At 60.2% G+C, this 17,324-nt stretch carries 11 protein-coding genes; 4 read left to right on the top strand and 7 right to left on the bottom strand.

What is annotated here, in order from left to right; all coding sequences use genetic code 11:
* Nucleotides 1-35 precede the first annotated feature (35 nt).
* Genes HMPREF9237_RS06745 through HMPREF9237_RS06730 form a run of 4 tightly spaced genes read right to left on the bottom strand, consistent with a single transcriptional unit; the run spans nt 36 to nt 4,650 of the window.
* Nucleotides 36-1,193, bottom strand: a complete 1,158-nt coding sequence (locus HMPREF9237_RS06745) for an Mrp/NBP35 family ATP-binding protein (RefSeq protein ID WP_016442991.1) — start codon at nt 1,191-1,193, stop codon at nt 36-38.
* On the bottom strand, nt 1,180-1,827 hold the full coding sequence (locus tag HMPREF9237_RS06740) for a DUF1003 domain-containing protein (RefSeq protein WP_016442990.1): 648 nt from the start codon (nt 1,825-1,827) through the stop codon (nt 1,180-1,182). Before HMPREF9237_RS06740 ends, HMPREF9237_RS06745 begins: the two co-directional genes overlap by 14 nt.
* Entirely contained in the window at nt 1,820-3,124 is a 1,305-nt protein-coding gene (locus HMPREF9237_RS06735; protein WP_016442989.1) for a magnesium transporter MgtE N-terminal domain-containing protein, read from the bottom strand. The genes HMPREF9237_RS06740 and HMPREF9237_RS06735 overlap by 8 nt, the downstream gene beginning before the upstream one ends.
* Nucleotides 3,124-4,650, bottom strand: coding sequence for an aminopeptidase P family protein (locus tag HMPREF9237_RS06730; RefSeq protein WP_016442988.1), 1,527 nt, complete (start codon nt 4,648-4,650; stop codon nt 3,124-3,126). Before HMPREF9237_RS06730 ends, HMPREF9237_RS06735 begins: the two co-directional genes overlap by 1 nt.
* Nucleotides 4,651-4,708: 58 nt before the next feature.
* Between HMPREF9237_RS06730 and HMPREF9237_RS06725 the strand changes: the two genes are divergently transcribed.
* Nucleotides 4,709-5,548: a PHP domain-containing protein gene (locus tag HMPREF9237_RS06725; RefSeq protein WP_016442987.1), complete on the top strand. Its 840-nt coding sequence runs from the start codon at nt 4,709-4,711 to the stop codon at nt 5,546-5,548.
* Between the two features lie 216 nt (nt 5,549-5,764).
* Nucleotides 5,765-6,391 carry a MarC family protein gene (locus tag HMPREF9237_RS06720; protein WP_016442986.1) on the top strand — a complete coding sequence of 209 codons (627 nt, stop codon included), beginning with the start codon at nt 5,765-5,767 and terminating at the stop codon, nt 6,389-6,391.
* A gap of 96 nt (nt 6,392-6,487) precedes the next feature.
* Here HMPREF9237_RS06720 and HMPREF9237_RS06715 read toward each other — a convergent pair whose 3' ends face one another.
* Nucleotides 6,488-8,164 carry a DEAD/DEAH box helicase gene (locus HMPREF9237_RS06715; RefSeq protein WP_016442985.1) on the bottom strand — a complete coding sequence of 559 codons (1,677 nt, stop codon included), beginning with the start codon at nt 8,162-8,164 and terminating at the stop codon, nt 6,488-6,490.
* 419 nt (nt 8,165-8,583) lie between these two features.
* Nucleotides 8,584-8,808, bottom strand: a complete 225-nt coding sequence (locus HMPREF9237_RS06710; protein ID WP_016442984.1) for a DUF3107 domain-containing protein — start codon at nt 8,806-8,808, stop codon at nt 8,584-8,586.
* Between the two features lie 171 nt (nt 8,809-8,979).
* Between HMPREF9237_RS06710 and HMPREF9237_RS06705 the strand changes: the two genes are divergently transcribed.
* On the top strand, nt 8,980-12,429 hold the full coding sequence (locus HMPREF9237_RS06705) for an ATP-dependent DNA helicase (protein WP_016442983.1): 3,450 nt from the start codon (nt 8,980-8,982) through the stop codon (nt 12,427-12,429).
* Nucleotides 12,426-16,292 carry an ATP-dependent helicase gene (locus HMPREF9237_RS06700; protein ID WP_016442982.1) on the top strand — a complete coding sequence of 1,289 codons (3,867 nt, stop codon included), beginning with the start codon at nt 12,426-12,428 and terminating at the stop codon, nt 16,290-16,292. Before HMPREF9237_RS06705 ends, HMPREF9237_RS06700 begins: the two co-directional genes overlap by 4 nt.
* On the opposite strand, the gene HMPREF9237_RS06695 is transcribed toward HMPREF9237_RS06700, so the two are convergent.
* Complete coding sequence (locus HMPREF9237_RS06695) at nt 16,240-17,298, bottom strand: phosphotransferase (RefSeq protein WP_016442981.1); 1,059 nt, start codon at nt 17,296-17,298, stop codon at nt 16,240-16,242. The genes HMPREF9237_RS06700 and HMPREF9237_RS06695 overlap by 53 nt on opposite strands.
* Nucleotides 17,299-17,324 lie beyond the last annotated feature (26 nt).

The following is a 17,324-nucleotide window of genomic DNA, read 5'->3' as shown; positions in this document are numbered from 1 at the left end:
CGTGCGCAGCAGTGTTTCTATCATAGTGCGCGGTGTCATTCCGCGGGAAATGCGCGCCGCGGTAGCTCGTGGATACGTGCCGCGAGGGCGCGCAGCATATCGCGCGCGGGGGAGTCCACCATATCAAGGACGAACGGCGTTCCGGCATCGCAGCCCTCCCGCAGCGCCGGCTCCAGCGGAATCTGGGCGAGAAGCTCAACCGGATACCCGAGCGTTGCGCTGAGGTTCGTAGCGACGAGCTGTCCGCCACCGGAACCAAAAATAGTATTTTTTGTTCCGTCCGGTAGTTCCAGATAGGACATATTTTCGACGACGCCGATAACCGTCTGCTCCGTTTGCTTAGAAACTGCACCGGCCCGTTCAGCCACGTCCGCGGCAGCTGTTTGCGGCGTCGTTACAACGAGGATATCCGCGCGTGGCAGCATCTGTGCCAATGAAATAGCGACGTCGCCCGTCCCGGGCGGCAAATCGAGGAAAACATAATCAAGATCCCCCCAGTACACGTCCGCGAAGAATTGTTCGAGGGCTTTATGGAGCATGGGGCCGCGCCAGACCACCGGGGTATTACCCGGCACAAACATACCGATGGACATGACTTTCACGCCGTGCGCGACCGGGGGAATAATCATGCCGTTGAGCTGTTGGGCGGGAGTATCCACTCCCATCATCCCCGGAATGGAAAAACCGTAAATGTCGGCATCGATGAGGCCCACGCGCTGGCCGGTGGCGGCCAGCGCAACCGCGAGGTTCGCGGCTATCGAGGATTTCCCTACTCCGCCTTTCCCGGAGGCCACCGCGATAACGCGGGTGGGCGAATCGGGGCGCGCGAAAGAAATTTCCCGCGTGGTGCGCCCGCCACGCAGCTTCTGCTGCAAGTGTTGCACCTGGAGCGGGGTCATGGCACCCATCGTGATAGTAATGGTTCCCACGCCTGCTAGCGCGGCGATGGCCTCGCGTACCTCCCGTTCGATCACGTCTTGGCGCGGGCAGTGCACGGTGGTGAGAAGCACCGTCAGGGTGACGGCACCCTCCGGACTCACCCGCAGCCCGTGAATCATATCCAGTTCGGTAATCGGGTGGCGTAATTCCGGGTCGATAACCCCGGAGAGGGCCTCCAGAACCCGATCCTTGGTGAGGGGAGGGGCCGCGGGTGAGTGCGGCACCGAATCGGAAACAGGATCACTCGTGGGCACCGGGCTCCTCCCTAGGGCGGTCAAGGTCGAGTGCGGCGCGGGCGTGGTCGTCTCCCGGATCAACGGGAACATCGCGTGCTTCGCGCTGGGCCTTGACCGCATCGAGTTCTTCTTGCAGTTCGCGGATGCGTTCTTCGCGTTCGGCGGCGCGATCAATATTGCGGTCATCAAGCTCGTGGAGTAAATCGCGCAATTCCGAACGCACAAAGTCACGGGTGGCCATATCGCCGACCGCATCGCGCAAGCCGGCAATTTCACGCATGAGGTATTCGGTATCTGCCAGGTTACGATCAGCGCGCTGGCGGTCCTGTTCGGCGCTCACCTTGTCTCGGGCATCCTGGCGGTTCTGGGCTAGCAGGATGAGGGGCGAGGCGTAAGAGGCCTGTAAGGAGAGCATGAGCGTAAGCGCTGTGAAACCGAATTCGGCTGAATCGAATTGCCATTTTTCGGGGGCCATGGTGTTCCACGCCAGCCACGCCACCACGAAAATAGTCAGGTAAACCAGGAAACTTGCGGTGCCTTGGAAACGGGCGATGCTTTCCGCGGCGCGCCCGGCAGCTTCCGGATCTTTGCGCCGGCGGCGCCGAAACAAGCGGCTACGCCGTTCGAGCGGTTCATTGAAATCATTAGCCACGGTTCACCTCGTTCGTCGTGGATGCGGCGGGGGAGTCTACGGGCCTTTCCTCAGCATCAGCGCCCTCCCAGGAATCATCCATATCACGCCAATCCTCAGGGAGGAGATGGTCGAGCACGTCGTCAACGGAGACTGCCCCGAGGAGGAGTCCCTGATCCACCACCGGGACCGCGGTGAGGTTATAGGTTGCCAATTCGCGGGTGACCGAACCGATGGGGGCTTCCGGATCCACGCCTTCGGTATTCCGATCCAGAATAGAACCGAGCATCGTGGTGGGAGGTTCGCGCAGCGCCCGCTGGATATGTACCGCACCTAAATACCGCCCCGTGGGGGTTTCCAAAGGCGGGCGGCATACGAAAGCCACCGCGGCCAGGGCCGGGGGAATATCCGGGCGGGATGCCGCGGCCAGGGCCTGCGCCACCGTGTCATCCGGACCGAGGATCACCGGGTTGGGGGTCATGAGACCACCGGCGGTGCGCTCATCATAGGTGAGGAGGCGGCGCACATCTTGCGCTTCGCCTTCACTCATGGAGTCGAGGAGGATCGCTGCTGTTTCCGAGGGCAGATCGGCCATGAGGTCGGCCGCGTCGTCGGGCTGCATCACGTCCAAAACGTCACCGGCACGTTCCACATCCAAACCTGCGAGCACCGTCACGCGGTCCTCATCACCGAGTTCTTCCAGGACGTCCGCGAGCTTTTCGTCCGTGAGCTCGCGGGCGACCGATTGCATACGCTCTTCAGGTAAATCACGCAAAATTTCCGCGATATCCCAAGGCTTGAGATCCACCAGCTGGGAGACGATGGAAGCGGCACCCTGGGTGTGGCTCGCCGTGGAGAGACCAGCCACCTCACTCACCTTGAGGATTTCAGAATGGCGGGAATTCGTGCCGATTCCACGCACATACACCTGGGTGAGGCCCCATTCGCGCCCGCGCAGCGGCTCAATGGCCGCATCCACGACGCTCATGCGGGTGCCGGTTTCCCGGACCACCACCTCGCGGTCAATGAGCTGAGCCATGACGAGTGTTTCCGAACTGCGTTGCTGGAAGCGCCGCATATTGAGCACACCCGTGATGATGACCTGGCCGTTGGCGATGGAGGTGACGCGAGTAATGGGCAGAAAGACCCGGCGCCTCCCCACCACATCAATGGTGAGCCCGACCGCGGAAGGTACCCCTTTGACGCGGAACACCACGACGACATCATGGACGGTACCCACCTGGTCGCCAATGGGATCGTAGACGGGGGTACCGGCCAGCCGCCCAATAAAAACGCGAGAATTTTGCGAGGTTTTCATCAGCGCTGCACCCGCGTGAACCATTCTTCGATATCGGCAATGGTCCGCGGTATATCTTCCGAGAGGCGCTCGGCGCCGTTTTCCGTGATGAGAATGTCATCTTCGATGCGCACCCCGATACCGCGGAAACGCTCGGGAACCTTGAGATCATCTTCGCGGAAGTAGAGGCCGGGTTCGATTGTGAAGACCATCCCCGGTTTCAGTTCCGCATCCAGGTACATATCCCGGCGGGCGGCCGCGCAATCATGCACATCCAAGCCGAGGTGATGGGAGGTGCCGTGCGGCATCCAACGCCGGTGATACTGACCTTCGGGAGCCAGGGACTGGGCTGCGGTGCCCGGGAGCATGCCCCACTTTTCTAGGTAAGCGGCAATAACTTCCATGGCGGCGGCATGCACATCCTTGAATTTCACACCGGGAGTACCGGCCACTTCCAAGGCTCGTTCAGCGGCCTCGAGCACAGCGTTATAGACCTCCGCCTGGTTTTCCGTGAAAGTGCCATTGACCGGGAGGGTGCGGGTGATATCCGCAGTGTAGAGAGAATCGAGTTCCACCCCGGCATCCACGAGGATAAGATCGCCATCGCGAACTTCGCCGTCGTTCGTCATCCAATGAAGGGTATTGGCATGGTTACCGGAGGCGGCGATGGTGTCGTACCCCAGGCCGTTACCTTCTTCGCGGGCGCGGGCAAAGAACGCCCCTTCCACCACGCGCTCCCCGCGATGGTGGGCAACCGCACGCGGCAGGTTGCGAATAATCTCATCGAAACCGGAATAGGTAGCCGCCACCGCTTTGCGCATTTCCCGGACCTCGAAATCATCTTTAATGAGGCGAAGTTCGGAGAGGGCCTGGGCCAGCTCCATATCTTGAGCGGCATCTTGGGAGAGCCCGGCCGCGGCACGCAAATCGTTTACTTGCGCGGTGAGCTGCTCCGAAGCTTCTGCGAGAACCCGGAGACTCACCTGGCCTTCCCCGAGATCCTTCGCGAGGGCATCGGGCAGGTTATCGAGAGAATCAGTGGCCAAACCGGTGGCGCGGCTCACTTCCTCCAGGGAAGGACGGGCCCCCACCCAGAATTCTCCGTGGGCCGGATCCGAATAAAACTCCTCCGAGGAACGCGAGGCGCGCGGATAGAAGTACAGGGTGACATCGTGTCCGCCTTCTTCCCGCGGGTTGAACACAAGGACCGCGCCCGGTTCCTGTTCCCCGCCCAGACCCGTCATATGCGAGAAAGCTGAGTGAGCACGGAAGCGGTAATCGGTGTCATTAGCGCGAACTTTTGTTTCCCCGGCGGGGATAACTAGCCGTTCACCCGGGAATAGCGCAGAAAGAGCGGCGTGGCGTGCCGGCAAATAATCTGCCACTTCCGTGCGCGGTGCCGGTTCGGGCCGCGGGCCCCAATCCGAACCCATGAACTCCCGAAATTCGAGGTTACTGGGCTGCTGAGAACGGTTATTTCCGCGGGCGCGCAAGTTTTGCTGCGCAGTATCCTGATCGTGCTGTCCCTTGGTAGTCATACCGTCCATTATCGCACCCTTTGCCGACATAAAAAGCCCTAGTAAAAACCCGACTAAGCTGGAGGGCATGGCTGTTGATACCCACACTCATTCCACCGCCTCCGATTCCACGGTCACTCCACGCGAACTCGTGGAGGAAGCCGGGCGTATCGGTCTGGCCGGAATTGCGCTTACCGACCACGATACGGTGGCCGGATGGGAGGAGGCCGCAGCTGCGGCGGCCTCCTGCGGCGTCGTACTTATCCGCGGCATGGAGCTATCTACCAAATGGGAAGGGATCACCTGCCATATCCTCGGCTATCTTTTCGATCCGGAGGATCGTGCTATTCAGGAACATATCGCGACCACGCGGGCATCTCGGCTGACGCGAACCCGGGCTATCGTGGACAAACTCAGCGCGGATGTCCCCATCACCTGGGATGATGTGGTGGCTCAGACACCTCCGGGGGCTACCGTTGGGCGGCCCCATATTGCCGATGCCCTGGTAGCGGCCGGCGTGGTTCCCACCCGGAGCGCGGCTTTTACCTACTATCTTTCCGTGCGCGGGCCGTATTATGTGTCCCACTATGCGCCGCAGGCATGCGAGGCAATCAGGATGATTACGGCGGCGGGCGGGAAAGCGGTGCTGGCCCACCCGGTGGCGCCGGCGCGTAACAAAGTGGTTCCCGAACGCGCTTTTGATGAGATGGCCGCGGCCGGGCTTTTCGGGGTGGAGCTACGCCACCCGGAAAATGATCCGGAGCTGGTGCCGGGCCTGGAACGGATTGCCGCGCGGTTGCAGCTGCGCGGTTTCGGGGCGAGTGATTATCACGGGAGCGGGAAAACGAATCGGCTCGGGCAGTACACCACGAGCGCGGATATTATCGCCGAGCTGGTCGACGGCACCGCGTTGCCTGTGCTAGGTTAGAACGCGCTTCACTGCCGTAGCGTTCCGGCGGGAGCCGGGTACTCGCGAGCACCATTCCTAACTGGTGCGGGTACGGCCGTGAAAACTCTCAGGATATCTTTTCGATTATCGCGGGGATGTCTTAGGATGGTGTCGTTATAAGTCCGGCTCGGTGTAAAACCGCTCCTGCGGATGTGGAGGACCTGGTCGCCGGGGAGAATCAGGAGGTACTGCCCCGTGGCCGTCTTTGATGTCACGATCTTCTTGTCCACCTTCATGACCCTGTTCGTCATCGCTGACCCGCTGGGCAACCTCCCGGTTTTCATCGCGCTCACCGCGCGGAATACCAATAAGGAACGCAATCGCGCGGCCTGGCAGTCTGTTCTCACCTCCGCGATTGTGCTGGCGATTTTCGCGATTTTCGGTAAATACATTCTGGATTTGCTGGGTATTACCACCGCCGCCATGCAGATTTCGGGCGGTATCTTGCTGTTACTCGTCGCGCTCCAGCTCATGCAGGACGAATCCAATCCGCAAGAAGAAGAGGCGAAGGCTTCCTCGGTGAATATCGCCCTGGTTCCCATGGGGATTCCGCTACTGGCCGGTCCTGGCGCGATCGTCGCCATCATGATTAAAGTGGAGGAATCCGGCGATTCTCTGGGCGGGATCCTCGCGATTATCGCCGCCTTTATTTTGCTGCACATTATTGAATGGGTGGTTTTGCGTTTCGCTTCGCCCATGCACCGCCTCCTGGGCGAAGGCGGCACGGTATTCCTCACCCGTATTGCCGGTATGCTGCTAGCCGCGATCTCGGTGCAGCTCATTATTGCCGGAGCGGTATCCGTGTGGCCGGGCGCCGCCTAGGTTTTCTTTTCCGCACAGGTCTTAAAGCTCGTCTTAAAACTCGGCGGGCGTCTTCCGAATGTTTCCGGAGACGCCCGCCGTGCTTGTTAATCCGCTTTAGTCCAGTTTGCGGGAGAGTTTACGACGCCGCCGCTGCGTTCCTGCCTGCTCGCTAGCCGCGGGAGTTTCGGCCTGCGTGCGCGGGGTTCCGAGCCGCCGCCGGGTGCGTCCCGAAGCGCTGCGCTGCTCTTTTTCTTCGGTACGACGACGCCCGGTACCCGAGCGCTCCTCTGTTTTCGTGGCGGTGGACTTGGCGCGGCGCGATCCACGAGCGGAAGACGAACGCTGCGTCCCACCGCGCGCCCGCTGGCCGCGGTGCGCCGAGTGACGCCGGGAATTACCGCGCCCACCTCGCGAATGGCCAGTTTCACCCAGATCCTCAATTTCTTCGGCATCCAAACCAGCTAGAACACGCTGCGATTCCGGGAGAGTGGGGCCGGCATCGGTGGGAATATCAAGATCGTTGTAGAGGTGATCGGAGGTGTGATACGTTTCCACCGGATCTGCCATTCCGAGATTGAGCTGTTTGCTGATCAGCGACCAGCGGGGCATATCTTCCCAATCCACGAAAGTCACCGCGGTCCCCTTGTTTCCGGCCCGACCGGTACGGCCAATGCGGTGAATATAGATCTTTTCATCTTCGGGGCACTGGTAGTTGATGACATGGGTGACATCGTCTACGTCAATACCGCGGGCGGCCACATCAGTGGCCACCAATACGTCAATCTTGCCTTTACGGAAAGCCCGCAAAGTTTGTTCCCGGGCACCCTGACCCAAATCCCCGTGCAGGGAACCCACCGCGAATCCACGCTCGCGTAAGGTGTCGGCAAGGCGGGCCGCATTGCGTTTGGTACGGCAGAAAATAATGGAGCGATCCCGGCCCCGGGCCTGGAGAATACGCGAAACCACCTCGTCTTTATTGAGAGCGTGGACGCGGTAGGCAACCTGGCGAATATTTTTGACGGTGGCGCTGTCATCACCGGGAGTATGGGCGCGAATATGCGTCGGTTTCGTCATATAACGGCGTGCCATGGTAATGACGGGACCGGGCATGGTCGCGGAGAAGAGCATGGTGTGGCGGGTAGGTGGAACGGCGGAGAGGATTTTTTCGACGTCGTCCAAAAAACCGAGGTCCAGCATCTCATCGGCCTCGTCAAGAACCACGGTACGGACGTGGCTGAGCACGAGAGTGCCGTGTTTCATGAGGTCAATGATACGACCAGGGGTACCCACCACAATTTCCACGCCCTTGGCCAGCGCTTCTTGCTGGGGCTCATAGGCGCGCCCTCCGTAAATATCGACGATACGCAAGCTGCGGTGGGCGGCGGCGTTACGCAGCTCCAAAGCAACCTGTTTGGCCAGTTCACGGGTGGGCAGCACAACGAGTGCCTGGGGTTTACCCTGATCGGCTGGGCGAATAGCCTCCCAGCCTTCTTCCCCCGGCCCCACCGATACCTCGAGGAGCGGGATGCCGAAACCGAGAGTTTTACCGGTGCCGGTTTTTGCCTGCCCGATAATGTCATGACCGGTCAGGGCAACGGGGAGCGTGAGTGCCTGAATCGGGAAAGGATGGGTAATACCGTGCTCTTCCAGGGCACGAACGATGGGTTCGGAAACTCCGAAATCTGCGAAAGACTTGGTTTCAAGGCCTTCACCCGTGCCGGTGATATCGGCAGCGGGGGAGGTGTCGGTTGGTTCATGGGCGCGGGAGGAATCAATCACTCCGGAAGCCATATGCTGTCCTTTCTGCGTGCGCGAATGCGCACGAGCTAGGGGTGGGCGCAGCGATTGCGATACATGCCACATCAGCCGATTACACACTGGCGACCGAGCGCACCACCCGATGTAGCAGCCGGTCGCGACAATCCCCAGCGACCGGGCAGCTACCCATATCAATCACGCCTGGCCGTGCCGCACCTATATCGCGCTTCATGTAGGAAACGTTCCAGCTCATGTAGGAAACACCCGGTTTGAGCTGGAAACGCACTCCCGCCGGAGCGAGAAACAGGTGGCGCAGACGATCACAGGTTCCCGGCTATTCTACGGCACTAACCCCGCCTGAGCGCTGCGACCTCCCGCTCATCACAACTCCGCCCGGTGCCGAGCTGCTCTTTCCCGGAGTTTTCCAGCCAGATGCTCCCGCGACAAACCTCTTAGAGACCGAAGCCCACCCGCCGGGTATCTTGTTCGCGGATTTCCACGAAAGCAATAGCATCGGCGGGGATAGTTACCTCGCGGTTCTTCTTCGCGATGATACGCAAGGGCTTACCTTCTCCACCGAGGCTGGCATCGACAAGCGTGCGCAATTCCTCAACCGAAGCATCCGTTTCCAAAATCAGATCACGGGTAGTTTCGCGAAAACCAATGACGATTTCCATATGTTTCTCCTTAAAATCTAGGGTTGCGGAGCCGGAAGACACCGCCGCGAGCGAGCCGAATAGCTCATCTTCACGATGCCTCCACCGTAGCGGCCCCTTACGACAAAAAATTTTGTCGTAAGCCTCTCGTATGGTTAATCCTAACAACGCACCCGCGGAGAAAGGATCGTGGTGGACAGGATCGTCGAACAACTCGATGCCTCTCAGGAGGCAGCAGTCAGCGCGGCTCTGGCACGGTCCGCGAGCGGATTCGCCCCGGGCACGCTAAGTATTATTGGTGCGCCAGGAACTGGGAAAACCACTGTCCTCGCGCATATCGCGCGCGCGGCTCTCCACGAAGGAAATATCGCGGTGCTTACCCAAGATCGGCGCGCCGCAGCCTACCTCCAACACCTGCTCACCCTAGCGGCCGGGGTGCGGCCCGAAAACCTGGAAGTGCGCACGCTTTCAGCTTTCGCCTACGCCATCGTGCAGCGCTACGCTCAAGCAATGGGGCGGGAAAAGCCCGAATTAGTCTCCGGGCCTGATGAGGACCGTATCGTGCGTGAGATTCTCAGTGATGGGTACTCCGGCATTCATTTCCCTGATTTTGTTACAGAAGATGTGCGTGATCTTCCCGGGCTTCGCCAAGAGCTGCGTAATCTCATCACTCGCGCTCGCGAACTCGGCCTGGAAGCAGGCCAGCTGGAAAGTTGGGCAGCACATAGGAGTGTGCCTGAGCTTCAATCACAGATGTGGCGTCTCGCCGCCGCGCTCATGCGCCGCTACGATGAGGTGCGCACCCTGGGAGATGCGCTGGCAGGTTCGGCCGCTAGCCCCGACCGTCTTGATCACAGCCAACTCGTCGGTGCGGCTACCCATATGCTCTCAGATTGGGAAGAACATCTGGCGGCAGCAGGGCGCACGGTTGCGGTACCGCGCCCGCACTGGGCAATGGTACTTGTCGATGATGCTCATAACGCTCCGCGTTCCATGCTCCCTCTGCTGCGAGTTATGCGGGAACACGGAACTCGGATCATCGTCGCCGGTGATCCCGATAGTGCGGTCCAAGGTTTCCGTGGCGGGGTGCATTCCCTCCCCGGTGATCTTGCCTATCCTGCTCCGCGCGGTTTGAATGCGGATCTTATTTATCTCAATATTAGGCACCGGGGCGGTCCCGTCCTTATTGGCCAAGCTCAACGCATTGAGCAGGCTCTTCCGGTGGGCGGGGGTGTGCAAGCGCACCGCGCTGCCGGGCCGGCATACGCGGAGCAGGGCAAGGGCGCCGGCGGCACGGGGGGCACAGGCGGCACGGGTAGTGCGGGAGATGCGAGAGATGCGGGAGGCACCAGCCCGGGTGCGGGCACGGAAAGCTTGCTCCCATCCGAGCAACAACCTGATACAGGCACCAATCCGTGGAATGATGCACTGCGCGGGGCCAGTTTCGCCAATATGGAAGAAGAAATCGCCTACGTGGCCTCCTACCTGGAAGAAGTGCATCTGCGCACCGGGGCACCTTACGCACGGATGGCAGTTTTCACCCGTGCACGCAGCGATCATGAGGGAATCCGCGATGCCCTCGTGCGCCGGGGAATCCCGGTAGCACCTCTGGCTAGCGATGAACCCCTCCACCGCGAACCTGCAGTCAGCGCACTATTCGATCTCATCCGCGCTGCCTTCACCCGCGGTCCGCATTCTTTCGCTGCCGCTGAGGAAGTTGATATCCCGGCCTTACTTGCCTCACCTATCATCGGCATGGATCCCCTCGATATTAAACGGGTAGGTCGGTGGTTACGGGCCCAAGCCCTCCTATCAGGAGAACACGGCACAGAATCGGAGCTTTTGACCGAGGCGGTGTTGGGGAACACCGGGCCCACCGCAACCGAACTCGAAGCTCTCCGGGCCCTGCTCTCCCACATTCGGGAAGTGGGAGAAAACTGTGCGATGCAGGCGGAAGAGGTTTTATGGGCGGCATGGGAGGGTGCTGGGAAATCCGAAGAATGGCAACAACTAGCCCTCGGGCATGGCCCGGATGCTGATCGGGCGAACCGGAATCTCGATGCGGTTATTTCTCTGTTCCGGGTCGCGCAACGTATGGCTGATCGTGATCCTGCCGTTCCGGTATCGATGCTCGTGGAGGAAGTGAGTTCCCAAGAACTTCCCGAAGATTCCATTGCCAGGAGCGGGGTGGAAACAGATAGCGTCTCCCTCCTCACGCCTGCGGGTGCGCAGGGGCGTGAATGGGATCATATCGTCCTCATGCACGTGGTCGATGGAGTATGGCCCAATCCGCGCCTGCGTGATTCCTTGACGGGCACCGGACTCCTCAGCGAACTTGTAACCGGGAGGCTTGCTGGCGGTGCCAGTGATTCCAACACGAGCGGCTCGGCAGGCGGAATCGCGATCTATCATGATTCCGCAGCGGCGGTTATCGCTGATGAGCTGCGCCAATTACACTTCGCTGTCACGCGGGCCCGGTGCAGCCTCCTCGTAACCACCACGGACAGTATGGGGGATAACCCCTCGCGGTTCTTCCCTCTGCTCGGTTTTGATATCTCAGCGAATTTGACCGGAGGTGGAACAAGTGCAGGAGCGGGTACCGCGGGTTCCTATCTTCCGCGCACCGTGCGCTCGCTGACGGATCCGCGCTGGGGTCTCACCCTTCCCCTCGGGCACCGGCCTCTCGTTGCGCAACCGGTTCCGCCCGCGCTCCTCAGCAGCGAGGAAAGCGTGGGGGTGCTGCGCCGGGCACTGCGCGCCGGCGGAGAATCGAGCGATTTCGCGCGGGCCCAGTTGGAGGATATGCGGCGTGCCGGATTTGGCGCCGCGGATCCGCACAGCTGGATGGATGAGCTTGCCACCTCAACTGAAGAATCCGTACCCGGGCCGGTTTATGTGAGTCCCTCAGCGATAGAATCACTGCTCGCCTGCCCGCTTGACGGTTTCTGTTCCGCGGTGGGACTCCGTTCAGAAGAAGGCACAGAGAGCGCCTCCATCGGTACCCTTATTCACCGCATCGCTGAGGAATTCGCAGCGGAACCGAACCAAGAAGCGATGCACGCCCGCCTGGTAGCTCTCTGGCCCGAAAAGTTATCCGAAAATCCCTCACATTACGACAAACTACTTTTCGACCAGGCCAGCGATATGGTCGATAACCTCTATATCTATCTCGATGCACACCGGGATGACACCCTCATAGGCGTGGAACACCGGATTACCCGTGACCTTTCGGGTACCCCGCCTGTTCGCGTCTCCGGTTCCATTGACCGCCTGGTCAACCGCGGCAGCGGTGCCCGGGTGATCGATCTGAAAACCGGAAAATATAAGCCCACCGCAGCTCAGGCAGATGATCACCCGCAGCTCCAGGTCTACCAATGGGCCCTCAGCGAGAAGCACAACCCGGCCGGTGCGGAACTTGTGTACGTCCACCCCCATAATTTCTTGAAGAAACAGCACAGCCCGTCCGTTCTCAGTCAAGATCCTCTTGATGAAGAGACCGCGGCTCGCGCGGAAGAGCGAGTGCGCAGCGCTGCCCAGATCGCGATCAGTGGCTTCGTACCGGTCTCTCCCAGCTTGGAAGAGCCAAATGACCGGGTTCAATCCATCAGCCCACTCACCCAAGAAGGACGGATTTTCTCATGACACCTACGTCCCATGAATCTCTCAACTTGCGCGGCCCGGCGGAACATAACGCCGCTTTGGAGCGCATCCTAGCCGGTCAAGAACACCCACCCACAGCGGAACAACGCCGAGTGATCACCTCCGTTGCGCCGGCCATCCTCGTGGTTGCCGGTGCGGGATCCGGAAAAACAAAAACCATGGTGGATCGGATTGCTTACCACTTGGCCTGCGGCAATGTAACTCCAGATCAGGTTCTCGGACTCACTTTCACGCGGAAAGCTGCCGGGGAGTTGGCCGAACGGGTGAATACCAGCCTGGAGAAACTCGGCCTCCTCGCGCCGGAAAGAAGCAACGCGGAAAGCGGGATGCGCAGGCCAGTCATCTCCACTTACAACTCTTTTGCCAATGACATTGCCGGGGCATACGGCATGCTGGTCGGAGCCGATCCCACCGCTCGCCTGATAACCGATGCTGAACGCGTCCAGCTCATGGATCAGCTCGTCGGTGCCCTACCCAGCAGTGCACACACCGCGGTACTCGCGGAACGCAGCCGCTCCAGCCTCATCAACGATGCCCTCACTTTCGCCCAGGGGATTCTCACTAATGGCGTGACCTTGGAAGAGGCCCGTGCTTTCCTCACCTCCCAGGATCACGCCTTGGAAACCCTGTGTGCGAACTCAACGCGCATCATGAGCGCACAATGCTGGTACCCGGATGCCTCCAAGAAGTTCGCCACTTTGAAAGCGGGAACGGCAGTCCCCAAACAACAGCAGGTGGTGCTGGGGCTCGTGGAGTCCTATCTACAGCTCAAAAAGGATCTCAACGTTACCGAGTTCGCCGACCAGGTTGCTATCGCCGGTCGCATCATGACTCGATATCCCCAGATTGCTCGTGAAATATCCTCCCGGTATCGCCTGATCTTGCTCGATGAATACCAAGATACCGACGAAAATCAGGCCCAGTTCCTGCTCGGCGCACTCACCGCGAAAAAAGAAGGCTTCCTCTCTATCACGGCGGTGGGAGACCCAAACCAGGCCATCTACGGGTGGCGGGGCGCAAGTGCGGCTGCCCTCACGAATTTCGCACACCACACCACTCGCATTTTTGGGAACGTAGAAAAGCTTCAGCTTTCCACAGCGTTCCGTAATGATCGGGCTGTGCTCGCTGCCGGCAACGCCGTCGCCACTCCCTTGGAACGGGATACGTTCCTCCACGAGGACCGTGACCACCCCAATTTTCCGCCCGAGTTCAGGCCCGCGCCGGCAAGCGCACGATCCGCGGGTGGCATGGGCGCTCACGCGGATATTGCGCCCCTCCGGCTGCGTGAACGTCCCGGGGCAGGGGCCGGGCGTGTCAGCGAAATTCGTACCCTACTTCGGGAAGATTCTTATCGGAGTATTGCGCGGCATATCCTCGCGGTACGCGAGCGGGTAGCAGCGGAAAATGAGGAGCGTCGCGCCCGCGGAGAAGCACCGCGTGGGGCAGAGATCGCGGTTCTGTGCCGCAAACGCTCCTATATCGATAGGATGGCCGCCGCCCTGCGAGAGCTCAACAGCCATTTCACCAGGGAAGATGCCGTACATCCTGGTACCACCTCGCCCCAACCCCTAGCCTTTGAAATCGTAGGTGGGGAATCACTCGTGGCACGTCCGGAAATTATCACCCTCCGGGCCGCTCTCGGTCTAGCCGCAAACCCGGCTCGCAGCGACCTCCTCGCCCGGTTACTTGCCCACTGGAATATTGGGGTGGCCGATATTCGTGCCCTCTCGCGCTGGGCGCGCCGTTACGCGGCCGCGGCGGTAGCCCACCTGGATAGTGAAGTGCGTGCCGGTATCAATAATGGTAACGGTGCACCCGGGGGCGACGACGCACCTGAACAAGAGAGTGCACCGGCCGCTGCACAGCCCCTTCTCAACAGCCGCGATGAGGCAAACCTTGGGGAGTCCCTCCATGCGCTCATGCTCCTCACTAACGGCATCGCCGCCGCGAGCGGAAACTCGGATGCGCATGAGAATGACCAAGCAGAGGGGAATACGCAGCTACCGGCACTAGCGGGGCCGGGCGAAGCTGAGCTCAGGCGAGCTGCCCGCGCCGCCCGGGCAGAATTTTCCGATATCGGATGGGAACGCCTGCGGCGTGTGAATACTACTCTCGCGTCCCTACGTTCAGGTTTGCACAACTCTTTGGGCGATCAAATTGACCGGGCTGTTCACCTCCTCGGATTAGATACCGCGGCCGCTACTCGCAGTGAAGGCGGGCAGCGGGTGCGTACCTCCATCGACCAATTCATTTCCATGGCCCGCGCATATGCGCACGGGGAAAGCCAGCGTGGCATGCGTGAATTCGTGGAATGGCTTGATGTGGTGGAAACGGAAGAACACGGCGGGGAAGAAGAATCCGGGGCGGATATTCCGCGTCTGGACAGCACGGTTGATGTCACACCCGGGGTTATCCAACTCATGACGATCCATGCCGCCAAGGGGCTGGAATGGCGTGACCTCGTCGTCGTTCCTGAACTTGTCAAAGGTGAATTCTCTGAAGTGACCGAAGGAGTGAAAGCCTGGCCGCGCAATACCGGTATTTTCCCCTATCCTTTGCGTACCGACTATCCTTACCTGCCCCAATTTACGCTCGCCGGTGCGCGCAATCTCGATAAGGTCACCGTTGCGAATACCTATGCGCGTTTCCTGGACGAATTGGCATACCATGAAAGCGAAGAGACGCGCCGCCTCGCCTACGTGGCTTTTACTCGTTCCACCCGAGAACTACTCCTGGCTGGCTACTGTTTCCGAGATGAAAGTGATGTGTCCGGCCGGGTACGCAAGGCGGAAAACACCGCAAAGAAAAACACGTCTGAAACCCTAAGCGATAGCGGAGATAACAGGCTGGAAATTGCGGCGCGCCCACCCTCGTATTTCTTGACCGCGGTGCGTGAAGCGGCTGCCCGCGGGGAGCTGGCATTGGCTGCCTCGCCAGCTAGGGTCTCCTCCGTGCAATTGCCGGCCGGATTCCCAGAAATTGCACCGGAAAGCTTGAGCGTGGATGAACTCATCGATATTTTCGGGGAGGATGTTGTATATCCACCAGCCTTAGAACCGGTGCCGCACTATTTCGAGGCACCCGATCTGCTTGCCTGGCCGCGCGACTTGGCCCGCAGCATTCCCATCGAAGCTGAAGCTCTCGATGCTGACCAGCGCGCCGAACTCACCCAGGTGGTGAGCCGACTCATCGCACGCAAACAGCAAGCTGAGACAGCCGAATACATTGAAGCCGGCGGGCATTACACCGCAACAGAGTTGGTATACCGGGCGGAACACCGCGAAGAATACCTGCTCAATAAACGCCGCCCGGTACCCCGCCAGCCCTCGCGGGCGGCTCGTTTGGGCACGATCCTGCACGAAAAGATCGCCGATAGTTACGCACGTGCTGCTGTGCTTGATATTGATAGCGAGGATCCCCTCGAGCACGATCCGGTTCTCAACGCAGAAGAAATCGCGCGCATGTATGAAAACTATGAGGCGTCCGAATGGGCCAGCTATCCGCACCTCGCCATCGAACAGCAAATCGGCGTGGTCGTCGGGGGACACGTGGTCCACTGCGCGCTCGACGCCGTCTTCGATACTTCGCGCGTCCCCGGGCGGGCCCCGGTGACTATTGTGGACTGGAAATCCGGGCGGCGCCCCTACGGGGAAACTAAAGCTGCCCGTGAACTCCAACTCGCCCTCTACCGGCTGGCCTGGTCCCGGGCACACGGCGTCCCCCTCGCGGATATCGACGCATCTTTCGTATACCTGCGGGGAAACAGGGCTGAGGAACTACGAGCAGGAAAGCTCAGCGAGGAGGAAATTCTGCTTCGTGCGGGTCTGCCCAATCAGGAGCCGTAACCGCAGTTTCCCCGGTTAGCTCAGCCTCCCCGCTCGCCTCGGCATCGGAAGAGCTTTCAGTGAAAGCAGGATCCGCTGCCGGGGGAGCGGGCAGCAAATCCGGGGCCTCGCGTACATCCTCGGCCAGCGCGGCGATCATCTGGACGGCGTCGTTCCTAATCTCCATGCTGCCGGTACGAATCCCGTACATGAGCCAGCGAATAATCGCAAACTCCGAGGTGAAAATAATACGGGTGTAATCTGCCTCCGAGAGCTCAACCGAGCGCGCATTCTCATACGAGGTAATAAAACTCGGCCACTGGTCATCATCGAGAACAAGCATCGCGGCTAAATCCCGAGCCGGGTCACCCACGTGTGCCTCACCAAAACCGAGCACGCTCGCAACCGAGCCGTTTGACCACAAGAAATTATCGGAAGCCACATCACCGTGGACAACTGTTTCCTCAAAATCCCACACTGCGTCGCTATCCAGCACATCCATCCAACGCTGGCGCAAAACCGTGGGAAGGGATGTTTCCTGGTCGGCTGCCTCAAGTTCGGCTCGCACCCGCTCGCGCCATTGCGCAGCCGTATAAACAGGCAAGCCGGACCGAGCCACCACATCCCGGTCAATGCTGTGAATCGCGGCAAGGGTGCGGCCCATCTCCCGCACCTCTTCCTCACCGAGGGCTTCGAAAACCAGCGCCCGCCCAAAAGGCTCCGGGTAGACCACCGCGCGGCCCCCGGTATCAGCATCGACAAAACCAGCAGGTCGCATAATATCGAAAGGCAGGCGACCGGCCCGCAATTCTTCCAAAAGCTGGGGGGCTAGGGCCGCCTCGGCTTCTAACGACGTCGCCGCCGTTCCATTTTTAGGAACTTTGACCATCCAGTGACGCCCCTGGGAATCAAGGACACAACCGGAAACAAAATCTTCCGTCTCAACAAACGGTTGGCGCGTGGAGACAATCTCGACGCCGAGAGCCCCGACGGCAAGCGCAGCAAGATAGAGCGGAGAAGTAGTCACCCCCTCAATTTATCCGAAAAATTAGC

Origin of the sequence: Actinotignum schaalii FB123-CNA-2 (assembly GCF_000411135.1) — a bacterium.
Taxonomy (GTDB): domain Bacteria; phylum Actinomycetota; class Actinomycetes; order Actinomycetales; family Actinomycetaceae; genus Actinotignum; species Actinotignum schaalii_A.
Note: the sequence above shows the minus strand (reverse complement) of the source record. Positions and strands in the feature narration are given on the sequence as shown.